The sequence below is a fragment of the Peribacillus sp. P4_C12 genome (assembly GCF_056402095.1).
This window is the reverse complement of record NZ_JBFUIB010000058.1, coordinates 1-17,518: the sequence shown is the minus strand read 5'-3', so window position 1 is coordinate 17,518 and position 17,518 is coordinate 1. Positions and strand designations below refer to the sequence as shown.

The 17,518-nt window shown below is 35.5% G+C and carries 15 protein-coding genes and 2 pseudogenes; 12 read left to right on the top strand and 5 right to left on the bottom strand.

Annotation, left to right across the window (positions count from 1 at the left end; translation table 11 throughout):
• The 4 genes from AC1DUW_RS11180 to chbG form a co-directional block, all read left to right on the top strand.
• A partial coding sequence (locus AC1DUW_RS11180) for a PTS transporter subunit EIIC (protein WP_477642542.1) occupies positions 1 to 579 on the top strand: 579 nt, incomplete at its 5' end.
• A gap of 16 nt (positions 580 to 595) precedes the next feature.
• Complete coding sequence (locus AC1DUW_RS11175; RefSeq protein ID WP_053345415.1) at positions 596 to 943, top strand: PTS sugar transporter subunit IIA; 348 nt, start codon at positions 596 to 598, stop codon at positions 941 to 943.
• Positions 940 to 2,283, top strand: a complete 1,344-nt coding sequence (locus AC1DUW_RS11170; RefSeq protein ID WP_053345416.1) for a 6-phospho-beta-glucosidase — start codon at positions 940 to 942, stop codon at positions 2,281 to 2,283. The genes AC1DUW_RS11175 and AC1DUW_RS11170 overlap by 4 nt, the downstream gene beginning before the upstream one ends.
• The gene (gene chbG / locus AC1DUW_RS11165) at positions 2,280 to 3,008 is read left to right on the top strand and encodes a chitin disaccharide deacetylase (protein WP_477642541.1); all 729 of its coding nucleotides are present in this window, start codon (positions 2,280 to 2,282) and stop codon (positions 3,006 to 3,008) included. Before AC1DUW_RS11170 ends, chbG begins: the two co-directional genes overlap by 4 nt.
• A gap of 454 nt (positions 3,009 to 3,462) precedes the next feature.
• Here the strand turns inward: chbG and AC1DUW_RS11160 are convergent, their stop codons facing one another.
• The 5 genes and pseudogenes from AC1DUW_RS11160 to AC1DUW_RS11140 form a co-directional block, all read right to left on the bottom strand.
• The gene (locus AC1DUW_RS11160; protein WP_053345418.1) at positions 3,463 to 4,644 is read right to left on the bottom strand and encodes an NAD(P)/FAD-dependent oxidoreductase; all 1,182 of its coding nucleotides are present in this window, start codon (positions 4,642 to 4,644) and stop codon (positions 3,463 to 3,465) included.
• 38 nt (positions 4,645 to 4,682) lie between these two features.
• Positions 4,683 to 5,129 (bottom strand): DUF1641 domain-containing protein, encoded by a 447-nt coding sequence (locus AC1DUW_RS11155; protein ID WP_053345419.1) that lies wholly within the window; start codon positions 5,127 to 5,129, stop codon positions 4,683 to 4,685.
• A 1,409-nt stretch (positions 5,130 to 6,538) separates the two neighbouring features.
• Positions 6,539 to 7,525 carry an NAD(P)-dependent alcohol dehydrogenase gene (locus tag AC1DUW_RS11150; RefSeq protein ID WP_053345420.1) on the bottom strand — a complete coding sequence of 329 codons (987 nt, stop codon included), beginning with the start codon at positions 7,523 to 7,525 and terminating at the stop codon, positions 6,539 to 6,541.
• 69 nt (positions 7,526 to 7,594) lie between these two features.
• Positions 7,595 to 8,329: pseudogene (locus AC1DUW_RS11145) on the bottom strand (IS110 family transposase); the annotation flags it as partial.
• 212 nt (positions 8,330 to 8,541) lie between these two features.
• On the bottom strand, positions 8,542 to 9,102 hold the full coding sequence (locus tag AC1DUW_RS11140; protein WP_053345421.1) for a helix-turn-helix domain-containing protein: 561 nt from the start codon (positions 9,100 to 9,102) through the stop codon (positions 8,542 to 8,544).
• Positions 9,103 to 9,182: 80 nt separating this feature from the next.
• Here AC1DUW_RS11140 and AC1DUW_RS11135 point away from each other — a divergent pair, with 80 nt between their 5' ends.
• From AC1DUW_RS11135 to AC1DUW_RS11100, 8 genes and pseudogenes are all read left to right on the top strand, one after another.
• Positions 9,183 to 9,899 carry an AzlC family ABC transporter permease gene (locus tag AC1DUW_RS11135; RefSeq protein WP_407946249.1) on the top strand — a complete coding sequence of 239 codons (717 nt, stop codon included), beginning with the start codon at positions 9,183 to 9,185 and terminating at the stop codon, positions 9,897 to 9,899.
• Complete coding sequence (locus tag AC1DUW_RS11130; protein ID WP_053345423.1) at positions 9,896 to 10,222, top strand: AzlD domain-containing protein; 327 nt, start codon at positions 9,896 to 9,898, stop codon at positions 10,220 to 10,222. The genes AC1DUW_RS11135 and AC1DUW_RS11130 overlap by 4 nt, the downstream gene beginning before the upstream one ends.
• Positions 10,223 to 11,124: 902 nt before the next feature.
• Positions 11,125 to 11,580 (top strand): SMI1/KNR4 family protein, encoded by a 456-nt coding sequence (locus tag AC1DUW_RS11125; RefSeq protein ID WP_053345424.1) that lies wholly within the window; start codon positions 11,125 to 11,127, stop codon positions 11,578 to 11,580.
• A 197-nt stretch (positions 11,581 to 11,777) separates the two neighbouring features.
• Positions 11,778 to 12,485 (top strand): response regulator transcription factor, encoded by a 708-nt coding sequence (locus AC1DUW_RS11120; protein WP_053345425.1) that lies wholly within the window; start codon positions 11,778 to 11,780, stop codon positions 12,483 to 12,485.
• Entirely contained in the window at positions 12,482 to 13,543 is a 1,062-nt protein-coding gene (locus AC1DUW_RS11115; RefSeq protein WP_477642540.1) for a sensor histidine kinase, read from the top strand. The genes AC1DUW_RS11120 and AC1DUW_RS11115 overlap by 4 nt, the downstream gene beginning before the upstream one ends.
• Before the next feature lie 98 nt (positions 13,544 to 13,641).
• Positions 13,642 to 14,418 carry an ABC transporter ATP-binding protein gene (locus AC1DUW_RS11110; protein WP_053345427.1) on the top strand — a complete coding sequence of 259 codons (777 nt, stop codon included), beginning with the start codon at positions 13,642 to 13,644 and terminating at the stop codon, positions 14,416 to 14,418.
• Entirely contained in the window at positions 14,396 to 16,336 is a 1,941-nt protein-coding gene (locus tag AC1DUW_RS11105) for an FtsX-like permease family protein (RefSeq protein WP_053345428.1), read from the top strand. Before AC1DUW_RS11110 ends, AC1DUW_RS11105 begins: the two co-directional genes overlap by 23 nt.
• A 732-nt stretch (positions 16,337 to 17,068) precedes the next feature.
• Positions 17,069 to 17,518 (top strand): annotated as a pseudogene (locus AC1DUW_RS11100) (histidine kinase); the annotation flags it as partial.

Genomic DNA, 17,518 nt, shown 5'->3' with positions numbered 1-17,518 from the left:
CCAAATATCCTTGGTGGAATTACAACACCRCTTTTTGAAAGTTCGGGAGTGAAAAATATTGATTTATACGCACAAGGTGTCAAAGATATGGACCAATACGGAGTACTGGCAGGTTCTTTCCTAGATGCATTTGTTTATTTAGGTGGATCTGGAGCAACATTGGGTCTGATCATTGCAATGATCATTGCCGGACGAAAACGTTATAAACAGATGATTGCACTTGGAGGGGCACCAGGGGTGTTCCAGATTAACGAACCCATTCTATTCGGATTGCCTATTGTTCTGAACCCAATGTGGTTCATACCATTTGTCCTCGGTCCAGTAATTACAACAGTTATTTCTTATATAGCAGTAAGTAGCGGAATGGTTTTTCCAATTGTCGCTAAGATACCTTGGGTTACACCACCGATTATTGGAGGATTTCTTGCTACAGGGGGACATATGTCGGGAGCGGTATTAGCTGCTATAAATTTAGTCATTTCAACAGTGATTTATTTACCATTCGTTTATGCCCAAGTGAAGATAGACACAAAAAATAAAACAGAGCTTACAAAAGATTCAGAAACGCTAAACGTTTAAGAAAGTAGTGATAAAAGTGGAAAAAGAAGAATTATACCAATTATCATTTCAACTGATTTTATATAGTGGAAATGCGAGAAGCTTCGCAATGGAAGCTATGCAAGAAGCGAAGAAAAAAGAATTTAATTCTGCTAGATTGAAAATCGCTGAGGCAGAAACAGAATTATTACAAGCCCATAAATTTCAAACTCAATTAATCCATGCAGAAGCAGGCGGAGACCAATTTGACCTTCCAATTCTCCTCGTGCATGCTCAGGATCATTTGATGACAGCCATGACGGTAAAGGATCTTGCGATAGAAATGATTGATCTGCGTGAAGAGTTTTTAAATGCAGATGCTGTGAAGGAGGGGACAGCAGAATGAGTAAGGGGTTAAAAATTGTCACAATTGGCGGTGGCTCGAGCTATACGCCGGAACTGATTGAAGGTTTCATTAAATACCATGAAGAGCTTCCTGTAAGCGAGATTTGGCTTGTGGATATCGAAGCGGGAAAGGAAAAGCTAGAAATTGTTGGGGACTTAGCAAGAAGGATGGTTGAAAAGGCTGGTGTAAAGATTGATGTTCATCTAACCTTAGACAGAAAGAAAGCGCTTAAAGGAGCTGACTATGTAACAACTCAGCTACGTGTTGGTCAGCTCGCTGCTAGGGCTCTTGATGAAAAGATTCCACTGAAACACGGAGTTATTGGACAGGAGACGAACGGACCAGGTGGACTTTTCAAGGCATTTAGAACAATTCCTATTATTCTTGATATAGCTCGTGAGATGGAGGAAGTTTGTCCGGATGCATGGTTGATTAACTTCACAAACCCTGCTGGTATGGTAACGGAAGCTGTGTTACGTCACAGTAATATTACCAAAGTCATCGGACTTTGCAATGTACCGATTGGTATGGAGCGTGGAGTAGCGGATTTAATGAACGTGGAGCCCTCAAGAGTGCGGATCGACTTTGCTGGTTTGAACCATATGGTTTACGGCCTCGATGTATTCGTTGATGGGAAAAGTGTGAAAGATCAAATCATTAATCTGATAACAGATCCAGCTAAAGCCGTTACAATGAAGAATATTCACGCAATGGGCTGGGAGCCAGAATTCCTTAGAGCATTAAATTTGTTCCCTTGTCCATACCACAACTACTATTATAAAACAGGAGATGTGCTTGCTCAAGAGTTGAAGGATGCTGAAAAAGGAGAAACACGCGCTGAGGTGGTTCAAAAGCTTGAAGAAGGATTATTCGAGCTATACAAAGATAAGGGGCTGGCTATTAAGCCACCACAGCTTGAAGAGCGAGGAGGCGCTTACTACAGCGATGCAGCAGTGCGTTTAATTTGCTCAATGCATTCGGATAAGTGTGACATTCAAGCGGTAAATACTATCAACCATGGTGCAATTGAGGGAATTCCATATGGTTCGGCTATTGAAATTAGCTGTGTGATTACTAAGGATGGTCCGAAACCAATTAACGTAGGAGAGCTTCCAGTGGCGATTCGTGGTCTAATCCAGCAAATCAAGTCATTTGAAAGAGTGTCCATCGAAGCYGCAATCTCAGGTAACTATGATACTGCATTGCTTGCTATGACGATTAATCCTCTCGTTCCAAGTGACCGGGTTGCGAAACTTATTTTAGACGAAATGCTTGAGGCGCATAAAGATTTCTTACCACAGTTTTTTGAAAAAAAGGAATTGCAGGATAACCTATCATGATTGAAGTTCTTGTAAATGCAGATGATTTCGGGTTAACTAAATCAGTAAATTATGGAATTTTGGATAGCCACAAATATGGAATTGTCAATTCAACAACGATCATGATGAATGCAAAAGCAACGGAGCATGCGTTTGAAATCGCAAAGAGGACCCCCTCGTTGAAAGTCGGTATACACTTGGTATTGACATGGGGGACACCTTTATTGAGCGAAGTGCCGAGTTTAATTGACGATTCCGGACACTTCAAGAAACAAGGGGTGGTATATGGTGAACCAGCCGACATTTCTTTGCTTGAATTGGAAAGAGAATGGTCAGCTCAGATTGAAAGATTTTTAGAATTTGGTCTTTATCCGTCTCATTTAGACAGCCATCATCATGTACACGGGATTGAAAATTTTCTGCCGGTTGTAAAAAATCTGACAGAGAAATATCAACTTCCTGTGCGTAATGCTGGAAAACATTTTGCTGGTATCCAAACCGTTACAGATGTTTTTCTTGATGATTTTTATGGAGAAACGGTGGTTGAAGATTATTTTCAAAATCTCAAGGGTCGGGTAATCGATGGGCAAAGTGTGGAAATAATGACACATCCTGCTTATATGGATGAAGATTTGATGCAAGTATCTTCCTATAATAGCAATCGCTTAAAGGAAACCAGGATTTTGACAAACGCAAGATTGCCAGAGGGTTTTATCCTTAGATTTGGCATCAACCAAGCTATTTAGTAGGTTCTTTTAGGGGCAAAGATTTTTTACAAAAAGAGACCATTCATGCAGATGAATGGTCTCTTTCTATCCTTAGATAATGTATGGAATTTCTCTAAATTGGGGGTTATTTTATGTAGGTATTTTCTATAAATAACGGTTCAGGATTTGTGAAGTAGGGGAGGAAAGCCAAGAGACTTGGGTTAATGAAGTTTTTGGTGTAGTTGCAGACGTGTCATTGAAAAATCCTTAATAATCTATATGAACTGGACCACGGGACTGAGAAAAAATATCTAGAATAGCTATTGTGAGTATGACCCTCGATCAAGCAATCAATTATTTTACTTCACTTCACGTTTCCCTTGTTCCAGTTCATGGAATACTTGATTTCCAAGCTTCCATTTAAAAATAATCATTTAAAATGGAAGCTTTCAATCATAGTGCAATATTACATTTCTTTAGTTCAACATTTCACTTAATAAGCAAGGCTGAACATTGCCTTAATATGAGACAGGTAACGAACATTACTTGCTTCTTTCATTAATGAAGCTGGTAGACCTTTAAGTGGAGTGTTATTAGCTCCAACTGTAGCAACAGCATCCTTACGACCAAGGCTAGCAAGTGTTCCTGAGTTTACAGGTGAAAATTCTTCTAGTTTTTTGCCTTCTAATGCTGCATATAGGTTGTAACCAACAAGTTCTCCCATTTGCCAAGCATTTTGTGCAGTTGGTGCGTATGGGCGGCCACCTTCTGGAGGGAAAGCAACAGCACTATCTCCTACAACAAATACGTCATTATGAGATTTAGATTGTAGATACTCATTTACAGTTGCTTTACCACGATCTACTTCAAGACCTGATTCACCAACGATAGGAAGAGCAGCAACGCCACCAGTCCAAACAAGCGTATTAGCAACGATAGTTTGTCCATCTTTCAAAGCAATTTCATTTCCTTTAACACCCGTAACAGGCAGACCTGTTAAGAATTCAACGCCACGTGCTTCTAAGCTTACCACTGCACGTTCAATTAAAGGATCAGGTAATACTGGAAGGATTTTTGGACCAGCTTCTACAAGCTTGATTTTCAAGTCTTTGAAGTCTACGCCAAATTGTTTAGCGATTTTAGGGAAATGATCAACGATTTCACCAACTAACTCAACGCCAGTTAATCCACCGCCGCCGATTACAATCGTTGCATCTGCTTCATTTTTTGTTTGTGCATATTCACGAATACGATCTTCGATATGTTTGTAAATTTTGTTAGCATCATTTACAGATTTTAGCACCATGCTATTTTCTTCAAGTCCTGGAATACCAAAGAATCCTGTTTGGCTACCTAAAGCTACAACAAGAGCATCGTATGATAAAGTAGAACCATTAGAAAGTTTTACTTCTTTTTTATCTACTGAGAAAGATTCCACTTTCGAAATGGTAAGATCGATATCTTTTCCTTTGAAAAGTTTCTCTAAAGGTATAGAAACAGCTGGTTCAGAAATTGATCCGCCTGCAAGACGGTGAAGTTCTGTGATGATTTGGTGTGTTGGGTATTGGTTCACCACTGTTACTTGGACTTCATCTTTATTAAAATATTCGCGAACAGTTAATGCAGATAGCAATCCAGCATAGCCTGCACCTAAAATGACGATTTGTTTTGACATATTAATCCCCCGTCCTTACTAATTGAAAGTTTAAAAATTTATTTTTTTAGACTATTTCGTTCTGCTGAGATTTCAAGAAAAGCACTCGCGAAACGGAAAAGCTTTTGTGCTTGTGGGTCTTTCATCATTCTTAACAAACCGAAAAGACCGATTACATCATTGTTTTCTTCTGCACGATCTTTAGCTTCGATTGCATTAGCTGCAAGCCCTTTCACTGAATCAACTACAGGTACAGCGATTTCTGTAATCGCACTAACCGTATCCTTTTTTAATACTTCATCAGTTGCTACTGATTGAGCAAAATCATAAGACTTTGTCAAGATACTTACTAGTTCAGTCAATTTTGGCAATTGCTCAACTAAAGTATTCAATGATTCCTGAACCTCAGGCTTTAAAAGCTGATCCAGAATATCCAGTTGTTCTTGGTTTGCAGTGAAATTAAATGATTCTTGTTCAGGCTTAGTTTTTGAAGCTACATCTACCATATCTATTTCCCCTTTACGTTAAACTTAATTTGCTTTGTATTAAATTTAAATCTTCACTACTTATCATACGACTCTATACACTTAATTTCAAATATATTTTTTATGATATGAATATAACTTTAAAGTTATTAATTTAAGTTAGTATTTGGGATTTATCATTCATCTTAATATTTCAAGAAAACATTAGAAGTATTCTATGTATAACACTTATTCCCATGGGGATTTAAATAGACTTCTTCCTCCTCAGTAACAGCATTTTATTGCATCAATTTTTGTGAATTAACACCAAAAGTAGGAGACACTTTACTTCCTTGAAATAATGTTAGTACCAAACAAATAATAATTGGACGTTTTCACGTGTACTCCATGTCATTAGGATTACTAGAATTTATAGTTGTTATTCAGGATTTTTTAGAAACTAATTATTTTGTTCATATGAGAAAAAAGTTAAAGAGGAACCATGAACTTCTTGCGGCTTTTACTGACCAGTTGTTAAAGACTAAAAGTTAAGTAAATGAGGCACAGATCCTTACTTAATAAAGTTTTTTTCTTTTCTTATTGTATCGTTGATATATTCAGGAAAGGGATTTTATTAATGCATTTCTAAATATCAAAAATACATTTTGAGGCAATCTTGGATCCGCAAGTGAGAGGAATGAGGTAGATAGTATAATTTTTACTTCATTAAATATTGTTTTTTATTTTGGATTATCGTTTATGCTTCATTTCTAGGGAATTAAATTTGGAATGTGGATAGTGTCATAAGCGTATAAAAGCTTTCAAACACGAAAACTTTTCAAAAAAATCTCTGAGGTTAAAGTTCTTCAAACGGATCTAGGCAATTTAAAGCAGTGAGCTCAGTGAGTATATTCAAATCCAACTGAAATTAAAAGTAGGAGGGACCACTTGAGGTAAATACCGAAGTTAGGTGCATGGTGGATGCTAAAGCCTATCTAGGATAAGAAACTTGGGTAGGAGCATCTTTGGTTTTCGACGGAGGTAGGGATAAGGCTGATTTAAACATACTGTGTTAAATCCTCCAAGGAAAAATAAAGTAGTTTGAAGGAAGTGTGGACCGTTGGTGAGTGAATCATTCCATTTGAAACAATTGAAGAAGCGATTAAAGTAGTTTAAGTATTTTCTTCTTCAATGTAGTGTAGTGCTTTGAGAAAAACGCAATATTTAAACAAAGAAAAAATCCCTGTTTGCGATTAAAAAGTAGGGATTTTTTGCATCTTAATGAATAAGGGAAAAGGATTCGGATTGGTGTTTATTCAAGAAAAGCACCCGTTAGCTTAATGATAGCTTGATGTTATCATAATTGAAAACTCACTCTTGTGTTTCAATGGTTTCCTAACCCATAAACAGATTCCATTGACCTAATCATTGATAGAATAGTGCTCCATTTATTAGGATTTGCTATTATGTTCCACAGTTATGACGACATTTCCCTTCTTGTGTCCTTTCTCGACATATCTATGAGCTTCAACTATCTCTTCAAACGCATAGTATCTGTCAATGACCACTTTTAACTTCCCCGTCTCAACAAGTTCTTTGAGGAAGTTTAGAGCTTCGGAATTTTCAGGTGAATTTTGACCCAAAATTAATTTCCTGTTGCTTGTCAATTTGGTCCATAGCATTCGCACACCAGGTAATGGTACTGTGACGTTTATATAGGTTCCGTCCTTCTTTAGGGATTTCATACAAGCTGAAAACGAACTCTTGTCTACCGCTTCAAAAATAACATCGTAAGTCTCGCCCTTACTCGAAAAATCTTCTCTAGTGTAATCAATTACCTGATCGGCTCCCAGAGATTTTACCAATTCTAAATTCGTGGTACTGCATACCCCTGTAACATCTGCTCCGAAATACTTGGCAATCTGTACTGCATAACTTCCTACACTTCCTGAAGCACCATAGACAAGAACCTTTTGACCACTCTTAATGTTAGCTTTTCTAAGATAAAACAATGCTGTTCGTGCCCCAATTGGAATGGCAGCGGCTTCCTCAAAAGATAAATTGTTGGGTTTAATAGATACTGGTCCATTTTCAGGTAGACACTTATACTCGGCATAAGCACCATAACCAATTTGGGAAGCTGCAAAAACCTGGTCACCTTTCTTAAACTGCTTGACATCTTTACCTACTGACTCAACTTCCCCAGATAACTCCAAACCCAATATAGATTTTTTGGGACGTCTAAAACCAAGTGTTATTCGAGCAGGCAGCCAAACAGAAAGAGGAACTGTAAAACTCCTTGACCGAATATCTGCTACTGTTACGGTAGTCGCTTTTACTTTTACCAGTATTTCATTTTCCTTAGGAGTAGGTTTTTTTACCTCTTTCAACTGAAGAACGTCGGGTGGACCGTACTTTGTATACACAATTGCTTTCATTTATCCTCCTCCAATTCGTTCTATTCATTCATATCTACGAACACGAATAAATAGAACGAAGTTTTCACTCTTTATTATCCACTGCTGCCTTCCAACGAGATGTTCAGTATTGGGCATAACTTCTACTAGTGTTTCTGCAGCCTTCTTCGCAACATTTTTTGCACCTGCTTTTGATATAGCTTTGTATAATTTCTCTTCAGTCGATGCTTTCGTGTGTAACCCAATAGGATATTCTATAACTATTTCATAACAGAAGGAGAACCCAATTTCTTGAAAGCTTTGTTCAAAACTGGGTGAGTAACCTATAATAATTTTTGAACTTGATTTTTGCTTCGAGTAAGTTGAATATTTAAATACCAATATCGCATAACGGTTCTAAATAAGGATTGTAATACCGTTTGTGGTCTAATAAGGGTAAAGCCTTGCATGAAGATGTAATAGCTTATGCCATCCCTAAAAGACACTACCTTTGCACCCATTGAATCTGAGTTTCATTGATCCCTAAATTATTTTTGCGAAATTCTCTAACAGATTTATTTTCAACTTGGAACAAATCATACACTTCATTTAGTAAAGCCTGTTGAACCAAATATGAATAATGTCCACAAGTGGGCTCTAATAAAATCAAAAAATCCTCTTTTGTTATACTAAACTGTCTTTCTATTTGTCTTAGAGCTTATAAAAACTGAGCAATTCCAGAACTATCGATGTTGAATTTAATGCGTTTCCAAGCTATCCTTTCGGGTGTAAAAAAGCATATAATTTAATACAAGAAGCGACATGAAAGCTAGCTCCTATATTAATGTCAGGATTATATTGAAGATGAAAACAAGAGTAATTGAACAAGAATGAGTCTTTATGAGTATCTTCTAAACCCAAAAATGCCCACATTTCAAGTGAAATGTGAGCATTTTTTTATCTACCTTAGATTAATTAATATTAAAAGTTTTATACATCATTCCATAAGTCACTAACTATGAAGGGCAGCATATACGTTCGTCTATTTTAGAACTTCATTAATGAATGTCGTCAGGATAATAGATAAATATGTAAAAACTAACTAGTTCTTTTGAAGAGTTTATATAGCTATGTTCAGCACTAGAACTAAAGTTAATTGTTTCATTAGTAGTTAATACAAACTCCTTACCATGTATATCGATTGTAAGTTCACCACTTTTTATCAGTATATATTCTTCACCCAGATGCTTTTCTGATATATGACTATATCCAGGCTTTAAGTCTACTGTAAAAATTTCGAATTTTTTTTCTGGATGATATGGGAAGATAGAATAGACAAGATAATTTCCATTATTATCGATTACTGGAGGTAGTTGATTAATGTTTATTTTTTCAATTTGTGGCTTTACAGCTTCCTTCATAAAAACAGAAAAAGATACTTGCAATCCATTTGCAATTTTCCATAGAGTAGTGACGGTTGGACTAGATTTCCCTTTTTCAATTTGAGCTAACATCGCTTTGCTAACTCCCGTAAGATCAGCTACTTTATCTAAACTCAATCCTCGTTTTTTTCTTAAATTGACAAGATTATTGGCTATAATCTCTTCAATAGGTTCCATAAATAATCCTCCATTAAACTTTTTATTGTTTATTATAACATACAAATGTACAATATAACAAACGAGGAGGTATGAATGAAATGTTAAAAGTAATTGATATGGAAGAAAATAATCTTACATTTCATCAAGGGGTAAAAGATTGCATTCCAACCTTAATAGGATACATCAGTATTGGAATTGCAGCAGGAATTGTTGGAGTATCTTCAAATCTGAGTATATTAGAAATTGCTTTATTATCAACATTAGTTTATGCAGGTGCATCTCAGTTTATCATTTGTGCATTATTAGTGTCAGGAAGTCCAATTTCAGTCATTATATTAACAACTTTTATTGTGAATTTACGAAATTTTTTATTAAGTATGACCCTAGCTCCTCACTTTACTAAATATTCTTTAATGAAAAATATTGGTATTGGAGCACTTGTTACGGATGAATCATTTGGTGTTGCCATTAACAAAATTATTAAAGGTGAAAAGATTAATGATCAATGGATGAATGGATTAAACATAACAGCCTATATATCCTGGATCATATCCTGCGTTTTAGGAGCGATCTTTGGTAAATGGATTTCTAATCCGGAAATATTTGGATTAGACTTTGCTTTAACAGCAATGTTTTTGACATTACTTGTTTTACAATTACAAAGCATTAAAGAAGGCAAACTTAAGCTTTACATATCTCTAGTCCTGTATGTTGTAATAACAATGTACCTTCTAAGTATGTTTGTTCCTTCTCATATAGCTATTATTTTAGCGACTATTATTGTTGCAACAATTGGGGTGATGAGAGACAAATGAGTTTTAACTTAACCATTATTCTTGTAATTTTGGGATGTGCAATTGTAACCCTTATTCCAAGAATTATTCCATTTTTGGTTGTAAGAAATATTACTCTTCCGGTACCCATAACTAAATGGCTTTCATTTATCCCTATTTGCATTCTTACAGCACTTGTCGTTGACAGCATTATCATTGAAGATGAATCTCTAATATCAATTGATTGGAGTGTACTTACTGTTATTGTACCAACTCTAATTATAGCCTTATGGACGAAGAGTTTATCAGTTACAGTAATAGCTGGAATAGTCTTTATGGCAATTGTAAGGTATATATTCAATTAACAGTTTTAATAAATGCATATTAGATTAGTTAATATTTAATTAATTCCATATTTGAGAATCAAAGGTGTTTATTCAGTTATCGGGAGCATGAGTTTAAGAATGGGTGTTGCTGCGGCAATCCCCATTCTTAAACAAACTTGTGGTTTTAGTAAAATGACAAATAAATTAAAGAAGGCACTTATTTTATATGCTTAATAGGGGCCTTCCTTTTATTTTCATATGTTCTCCATATCTAATGTAAATATAAATCTCGAATAGTCTATATTTGGTCGCCACGCCATAAAATCGTCACATTCAACCTTTTAATAGGGGGGGTGATTATTGATATTTTGGATAGGATACAGCAATTGAATGTTGAAAACCAATACCTGTGTTTTTGCTTCTTTTATTCTTGCTATATAGACTAAATCTTTTGTTTTATGTTCTAGTTTTAAGACCTTATTCTACACATTTTTTCAAAATTTATTTTCGCTCTAAGCGGGGAGAAATCCTTTTTTAACAACGTTTGTTCTTAAGTTGACATAGAATTGTAATAAAAAAATATCAGAAAATACTGAAAAAATTAGTAAAATTATGTTAATATATTTAAAAAAAGTATTTTTCAAGGGTATCATCGAGAGAAGAGCTAGGGGGCGCTGTCAAAGCTTTAATGGTCGCCAGGACTTATTCCGTGAATTATCATGGTAAAGAATAATCGACTTGGCTATTTATTTTAGCAAAAAGACTGAATTTTGGCTGAAAGGTAATAGGTAAGATACCTATAATGTTAAAAAACCTCAAAAATAGCCCCTAATTTGAAATTTCGAAGTGAATATTTTTTGAAGAATCAGGATTAGCATGTAGTGAAGAGTAATATATTAATAGTATGTTGCTACACATAAAATTGAAATGGAGTTGATAGAATGGTAAATATTACTGGATACGGAAATGGCTCGCAAGAAGCAGTAAATAACTTTGAAAAGTATGTGGGTTTTGAAATCCCTGCGGATTATAAACAATTTCTCCTTGAATATAATGGTGGTACCACTACTGTACAAAACTGCAAGTTTTATGTGGATGCGTTAGACACCCTCGTTTGTTTAAATGTATTATATGGATTGGATCTTGAGGAAAAAGAGCTTGATTTACAGAAATGGCATGAGGAGAATAAAAAAGACTTACATAAGAATTGTATTATCATAGGTAATGACACGTATGCTGGTAAAATCTTGCTAATATATAACGAAGAGGAAAAAGGAGTTTATTTCTGGGATCAGGGTTGGTATTCGGATCCATCAAGCCAGGATGAAAATATATATAAGGTTGCAGAAAGTTTTAAATCTTTCATTGAGGGACTGAAGATCCCAGAGGAAATCTAATTTTATTTGAATCCCCTTGATTGGCTCTGACCTTTCAAGGTTTTTTATTGTGAATTTACAAAGAAAGAACAGATTGATATGATTTCTGAGTAGAAGGGAAATTATTACATAAACAAAAGGTGCATTTTCGAATAGGTATATTAATTTCGTGACTTGTATAATTTGGTATTTCTAACTATTCGTTAGAGGAGGAAAAGATGTATAAAATCTTTTTGGTTGAAGACGATGTCAAAATAGCTGCCATTTTAATCAATTATTTAAAAAGATACGGGTATGAAGTTTCTGAAGCTAAGGGGTTAGACCATGTCTTTGTCGAGTTTAAAGAGATGAAGCCTGATTTGGTTTTAATGGATATTAATCTACCTTTTTTTGATGGCTTCCATTGGTGCCGCCAAATGAGGACGATTTCAAAAGTTCCCATTTTATTTATCTCAGCAAGGACTGATGAAATGAACCAAGTCATGGCAATTGAACATGGCGGTGATGATTATATTACAAAACCATTCCATTTGGAAGTCGTACTAGCGAAAATAAAGAGTGCTCTTCGACGGGCATATGGAGAGTATGCGGGAACATCATCACTCCATCAACAGGTAAAAGAAATGGATGGATTAACCCTTTATACGGAAAAGGCGATGATTGAATACCAGCAAAATCAGGCGATATTAACCCAAAATGAGTTTCGTTTATTGAATTGTTTAATTCGACAGTACGACACCATTGTTTCTCGTGAAGATTTACTTGAAGCTTTATGGAATGATGATTCATTTGTTGATGATAATACTTTGACAGTCAATGTCACAAGGGTACGGAGAAAACTCGAAGAAATTGGCGTCAAACATGCCATTCAAACCAGCAGAGGAAAGGGGTATCGGCTCAAGGTAATGCAAGGTGAAGATAAGTGAATCTACTTTCCTTTATAAAAGACCGTCTTTATTTTATATTTTATACCATTGTATTAGTATGTTTACTTATTGTTACATATGTATTAGTCATTCTAGAAGCGGGAAATCAGATATCGATATCTAATATCTTCTATATGATTGTTCTCTCCATTTTTATGCTGTTACTATTTTTAGCGATTGATTACATAAGGCATTACCGTTTTCTTAATCAGTTAGTAAGGATGAAGCAAGAACCGAGTTTGACTTTTGAATTTGTCGAAATCTTTATGAATCCTGTGACAAAGGAACAAAAAGCATGGATTGAGCTTTTTCAGCAAATGAACCAGGCTACTATTACGCAATTACAAGAACAAATAAAAATGAAGGAACAATATGAGCTTTTGATTCACCAATGGGTTCATCAAATGAAGACGCCTGTTTCAGTCATTTCTTTACTAATTCAAGAAGGGAAAAGGACATTTTCGGATGAGTCGATGAAGGGTTTTCTTAAAGAGCTTGGAGAGGAAAATGACCGTTTTCGCAGGGGGCTGGAAATTATTTTACACGGAGCAAGGCTGCAGCGTTTTTCTGAAGATGTAAAGGCCGAGCCGATTGATTTAATAAATCTAGTCAAGCAAGTAATTAACGAGGAAAAAAAACAGTTCATTCAACGGACCATTTATCCCAAGCTTGAAACTGAGAATGAGAATTTTCAAGTGCATTCAGATCGTAAGTGGCTTCACTTTGCCATCAGTCAAGTTGTCTTTAATGCATTGAAGTATTCAAGGCAGGGAGTGGGGAATACTATTACGTTCAGCATTACAGAAAAAGATCGTGATATTGTCCTTTGCATTACGGATCAAGGCTTAGGAATTGCCCCTCATGACATAAAACGAGTGTTTGATCCATTTTTCACAGGAGAAAATGGACGAACACAACAAGAGTCGACGGGAATGGGATTATACTTAGTAAAGGAAATCGTTAACAGGCYTGGACATAGGGTTAGCATTCAATCGACTGTTTCTGAGGGATCTACAGTGCAATTTCTCTTTAACACAAATACCTTACATGAAAGATGACAAAATTGTAAGGTTGTTAGGCGGTTATGTAATAAACATCGATGTGAGCCTCCTGCTTTATTCTTTATACTTTACTTTAGAAAGAGGAGGTCATATAGATGGCGATATTAAAAACAGAGCAACTATCCAAAACCTATTTTCAAAAGCAAGGAAATTTATTTCATAAAGCGTTAGACAACTTTACCATGGATGTTCAAAAAGGGGAGTTTGTTGGAGTGATGGGACCATCTGGGAGCGGAAAAACAACTTTGCTGAACCTAATGGCAACCATTGATAGGCCCACTTCTGGGAAAGTTATTCTAAATGAAAAAAACCCTAATGAATTGAAAAACCGTGATCTTGCTTTGTTTCGCAGGAGGGAAATTGGTTTTGTTTTTCAAGATTTTAACCTTCTTGATACACTCACAGTTCGTGAAAATATTCTTCTTCCTTTAGCGTTAGATCATTATAAACAGCAAGAAATGGAAGATCGAGTAAATCAGTTGGCACATCTTCTTAGTATAGAGGGAATTTTAGATAAACGGACTTTTGAAATCTCTGGAGGTCAACAGCAACGAACCTCATGTGCAAGAGCAATGATTCACGAACCATCCATTATATTAGCGGACGAACCGACAGGTAATTTAGATTCCAAATCTGCCAAGCAGGTGATGGATACCTTCACAACGCTTCAGAAGGAAAAAGGGGCATCCATACTAATGGTCACCCATGACCCAACTGCTGCTAGTTTTTGTGATCGGATTCTATTTATTAAAGATGGTAAGTTCTTTTCAGAGGTTCACAATGGAGGGGTAAGACAGAGCTTCTATCAACGGATTTTAGATACGTTGAGTGTACTGGGAGGTGGCTATCATGAACCTTCGACATCTCGCTAAGAGAAATATCCAAGGAAATACCCAACGTTATCTTGCCTATTTTTTCAGCATTGTCTTTTCCGTTTCAATCTTTTTTATCTATGCATCCTTTATCTTTCATCCTGACGTTGTCAATGCGAATATTAGTGGCGGGCAGATTGTGCGTGTTGCTCTTATTGCGGCTGAAATTGTAATCATTGTTTTTTCGGTTTTCTTTATCGCTTATTCTAATGCTGCTTTTATACAGCCACGAAAAAAAGAGTTTGGTTTGCTTACACTATTTGGAATGTCTAAATCTCAACTTAGAAAACTAATTTATATGGAGCAAACGATTGTGTCTCTGGTATCGATTGCGATTGGGTTAGGGGTGGGGTTTTTATTTTCAAAGTTGTTTCTAATGATTGTTTCGTCTTTATTAGCGGTCGAAGAACCATTAGCATTTGTCTTCGTCCCTAAAGCATTTGTTTATACGATTGTTGGTTTCTTTTTATTATTTCAGTTATTATCGCTCCTATCCTTGTTACAAATCGAAAATTTAGAGGTAGTCGATTTACTAAAAGATAAACAAAAACCAAAAAAGATGCCATTCGTGTCAAAGTGGTTAATTGTATTATCCGTAATTTGTTTAAGTATTTCCTATTATTTGGCAGCTACTATGACATTAAACAATTCACTTCTACGAGTACTGCCGATTCTATTTTTCGTGCTGATTGGCACTTATTCTTTATTCAGCCAAAGTATTGTTGCTTTGTGCAGAAGGCTATATAGGAAGAAGAAAAGCTTATATAATGGGACGAATTTAATTACTCAAACTAACCTGATTTTTGATATTAAGAATTATTCGAGATTATTCTTTTTAACTTCGATTATTACCGCTGTCATTTTGACAGCGGCTGGAACGCTTTTTATGTTCACTGCAGATTTAAAGAAGCAGGGGATGGATAACATTCCACAAGCAATCGGCTGGATAGAAAATGATGCTTCTGTTTATTCCGTTATTGAGCCTTCAGAAGTAGAGAAAACCTTAAAGAAAGATGGATTTAAGGTACCCTACAAAGTCAATGTGACAGGTGTGCCGGTTACAACTATGATTCCCCAAATAGGTACAGGAGAACCTAGTGAAAATCAGTCATTATTAATCTCGGAAAGAGACTATAACAAAGTCGCAGCATTTCGAAAGCTAGACCCTGTCGAGTTGTCGGGAGATGAAGCGTTATTTATTTTTCCTTATGCAACACTAGATTCTCAATTCGTACAACGAGGTGATCAAAAGGAACTTCATTATGGAAAAAATATCATACAGGTAACTATGTTAGGGCAGCGGAATCAAACCGTAATAGCCCCAATCGGATTAGCAACTACTCTGATGGTTGTCGATGATAAGTTGTATACTGATATTACTGATAATGTGCCTCTAAAACAAAAGGTAAGGGTGCGCGGGTACGAAGTTAAAGATTGGGAGGATGCAATAGAAGCATCTGAGAAAATCGAAAAAATAGCTATTAACCCTGAACAGAATAAAGTGCAAACAAGAGCACCGATTTATGAGAAAGTGAGGCAGGGAAGTATGTTAACACTATTTATCGGCCTGTTTGTCAGTTTATTATTCTTTATCGTCCAAGGAAGCATGATGTATCTTCGTGTGTTTACGAATTTGGAAGATAAAAAAATCCAAATTAATGCTCTTAATCGAATGGGGTTAACACGAAAAGAAATTCGCAAAATCCTAGGCGCTGAGATACGCATTCTATTTTTTGTTCCTTTTGTAATTGGGATGATTCATGCGATCGTTGCTTTCGTCGCATTAAGTAATTTATTGGGCTCTAATTTGCTCGGCTATTCGGCTATAGTTATCGGAACCTATTTTCTTCTTCAGCTACTATATTACCAAGTAACAAAGATAATGTATGAGCGGGCAGTTATTAGTACGATTAAATAGAATAAGGTGCCAATTAAGAAGGAATCAGACGCTTATTCTCTGATTCCTTCTTGTTTGATATTAAGATATTGAATCCAGATGTTTTTTCTGGTGTGAGCTACGACTATGAGTGGGAACCTTTGGTGTTCCCTTTCAAATGTTTCTATCCTCATTCTTAAGGAACAGGCCAAATTCAATTTGATTTTTTCAAAATCTATAAGTAGTTCAATAGTGCCAGCAAGAGTGAAACAGTCTGTTTTTGGTTGAGCTAGATAATATGTTACTAAAAGGTAAATGAAATAATGTAAAAATTGGCATGTATTGTACTCATAAAACCTTTTCATTCTTGAAATATTTTCATATAAAGGGTAAAATTATTTATTTTAAGAGGCAATAGAATATTATTGGCTTTTTTGAATGTTAATAACATAGTTTAGGTGGGGGAACGTATAGTTGGGTGTTGGATTTTATTAGTTTATTTGTAAAATATGAGGAAGTGGAATGGTTTTTTTAGTTTATAAAAATTGGATTTAAAGTAGTTTGAAATGTAAAGAGTTTCAGGATCATAGCAAGTTGAGAAAAATTCAAAAGAACGAAGTGAATTATCTGGTAATTATTTGATTAAATATAGTCTTATAAGCCTGCTATTATAGAGGTGATTTGATTTTTCTCTATTTCTTTGTCCCTTTATATAGTAAACTCAGAATGGGTTCGTTAACTTTTAACTGCTAGAGATGAGGTAAATTTAATGCTATGAAAAATAAAAAGTTAAGGGCATTTCTTTATTTGACCATTATTTTATTAATACTATTTATTCTTCTAAACATGTTTTCTACTTATTTAAGTATTAAAAATTCTGTTCAGAAATCTGTTGCGAATCAAAACTTGGTAGCTGCTAAGTCTATTGCAGACTCAATGGATATAGAGGCGTATAAACGTTTCCTCAATAACCCAGTAAAGAGCCAAGAATATACGGATATAGAAACCTACTTAGAGGATGCACGGGAAAAAATTGGGGCTTTGTATGTATATACCCTGATGGTGGATAATCCGAAAGTATCGAGAGCTATGATTACCGGGTTTTCTAAAGATTCTAAAAAGGAATTTCCTATTGGAGGGGTGTGCACGGTTCCTAAAAAGCAGGTCAAACAAGCCTATGAAGGAAAAAGCTTTATTACTGGAATACTAGAGGATCCAGTATAT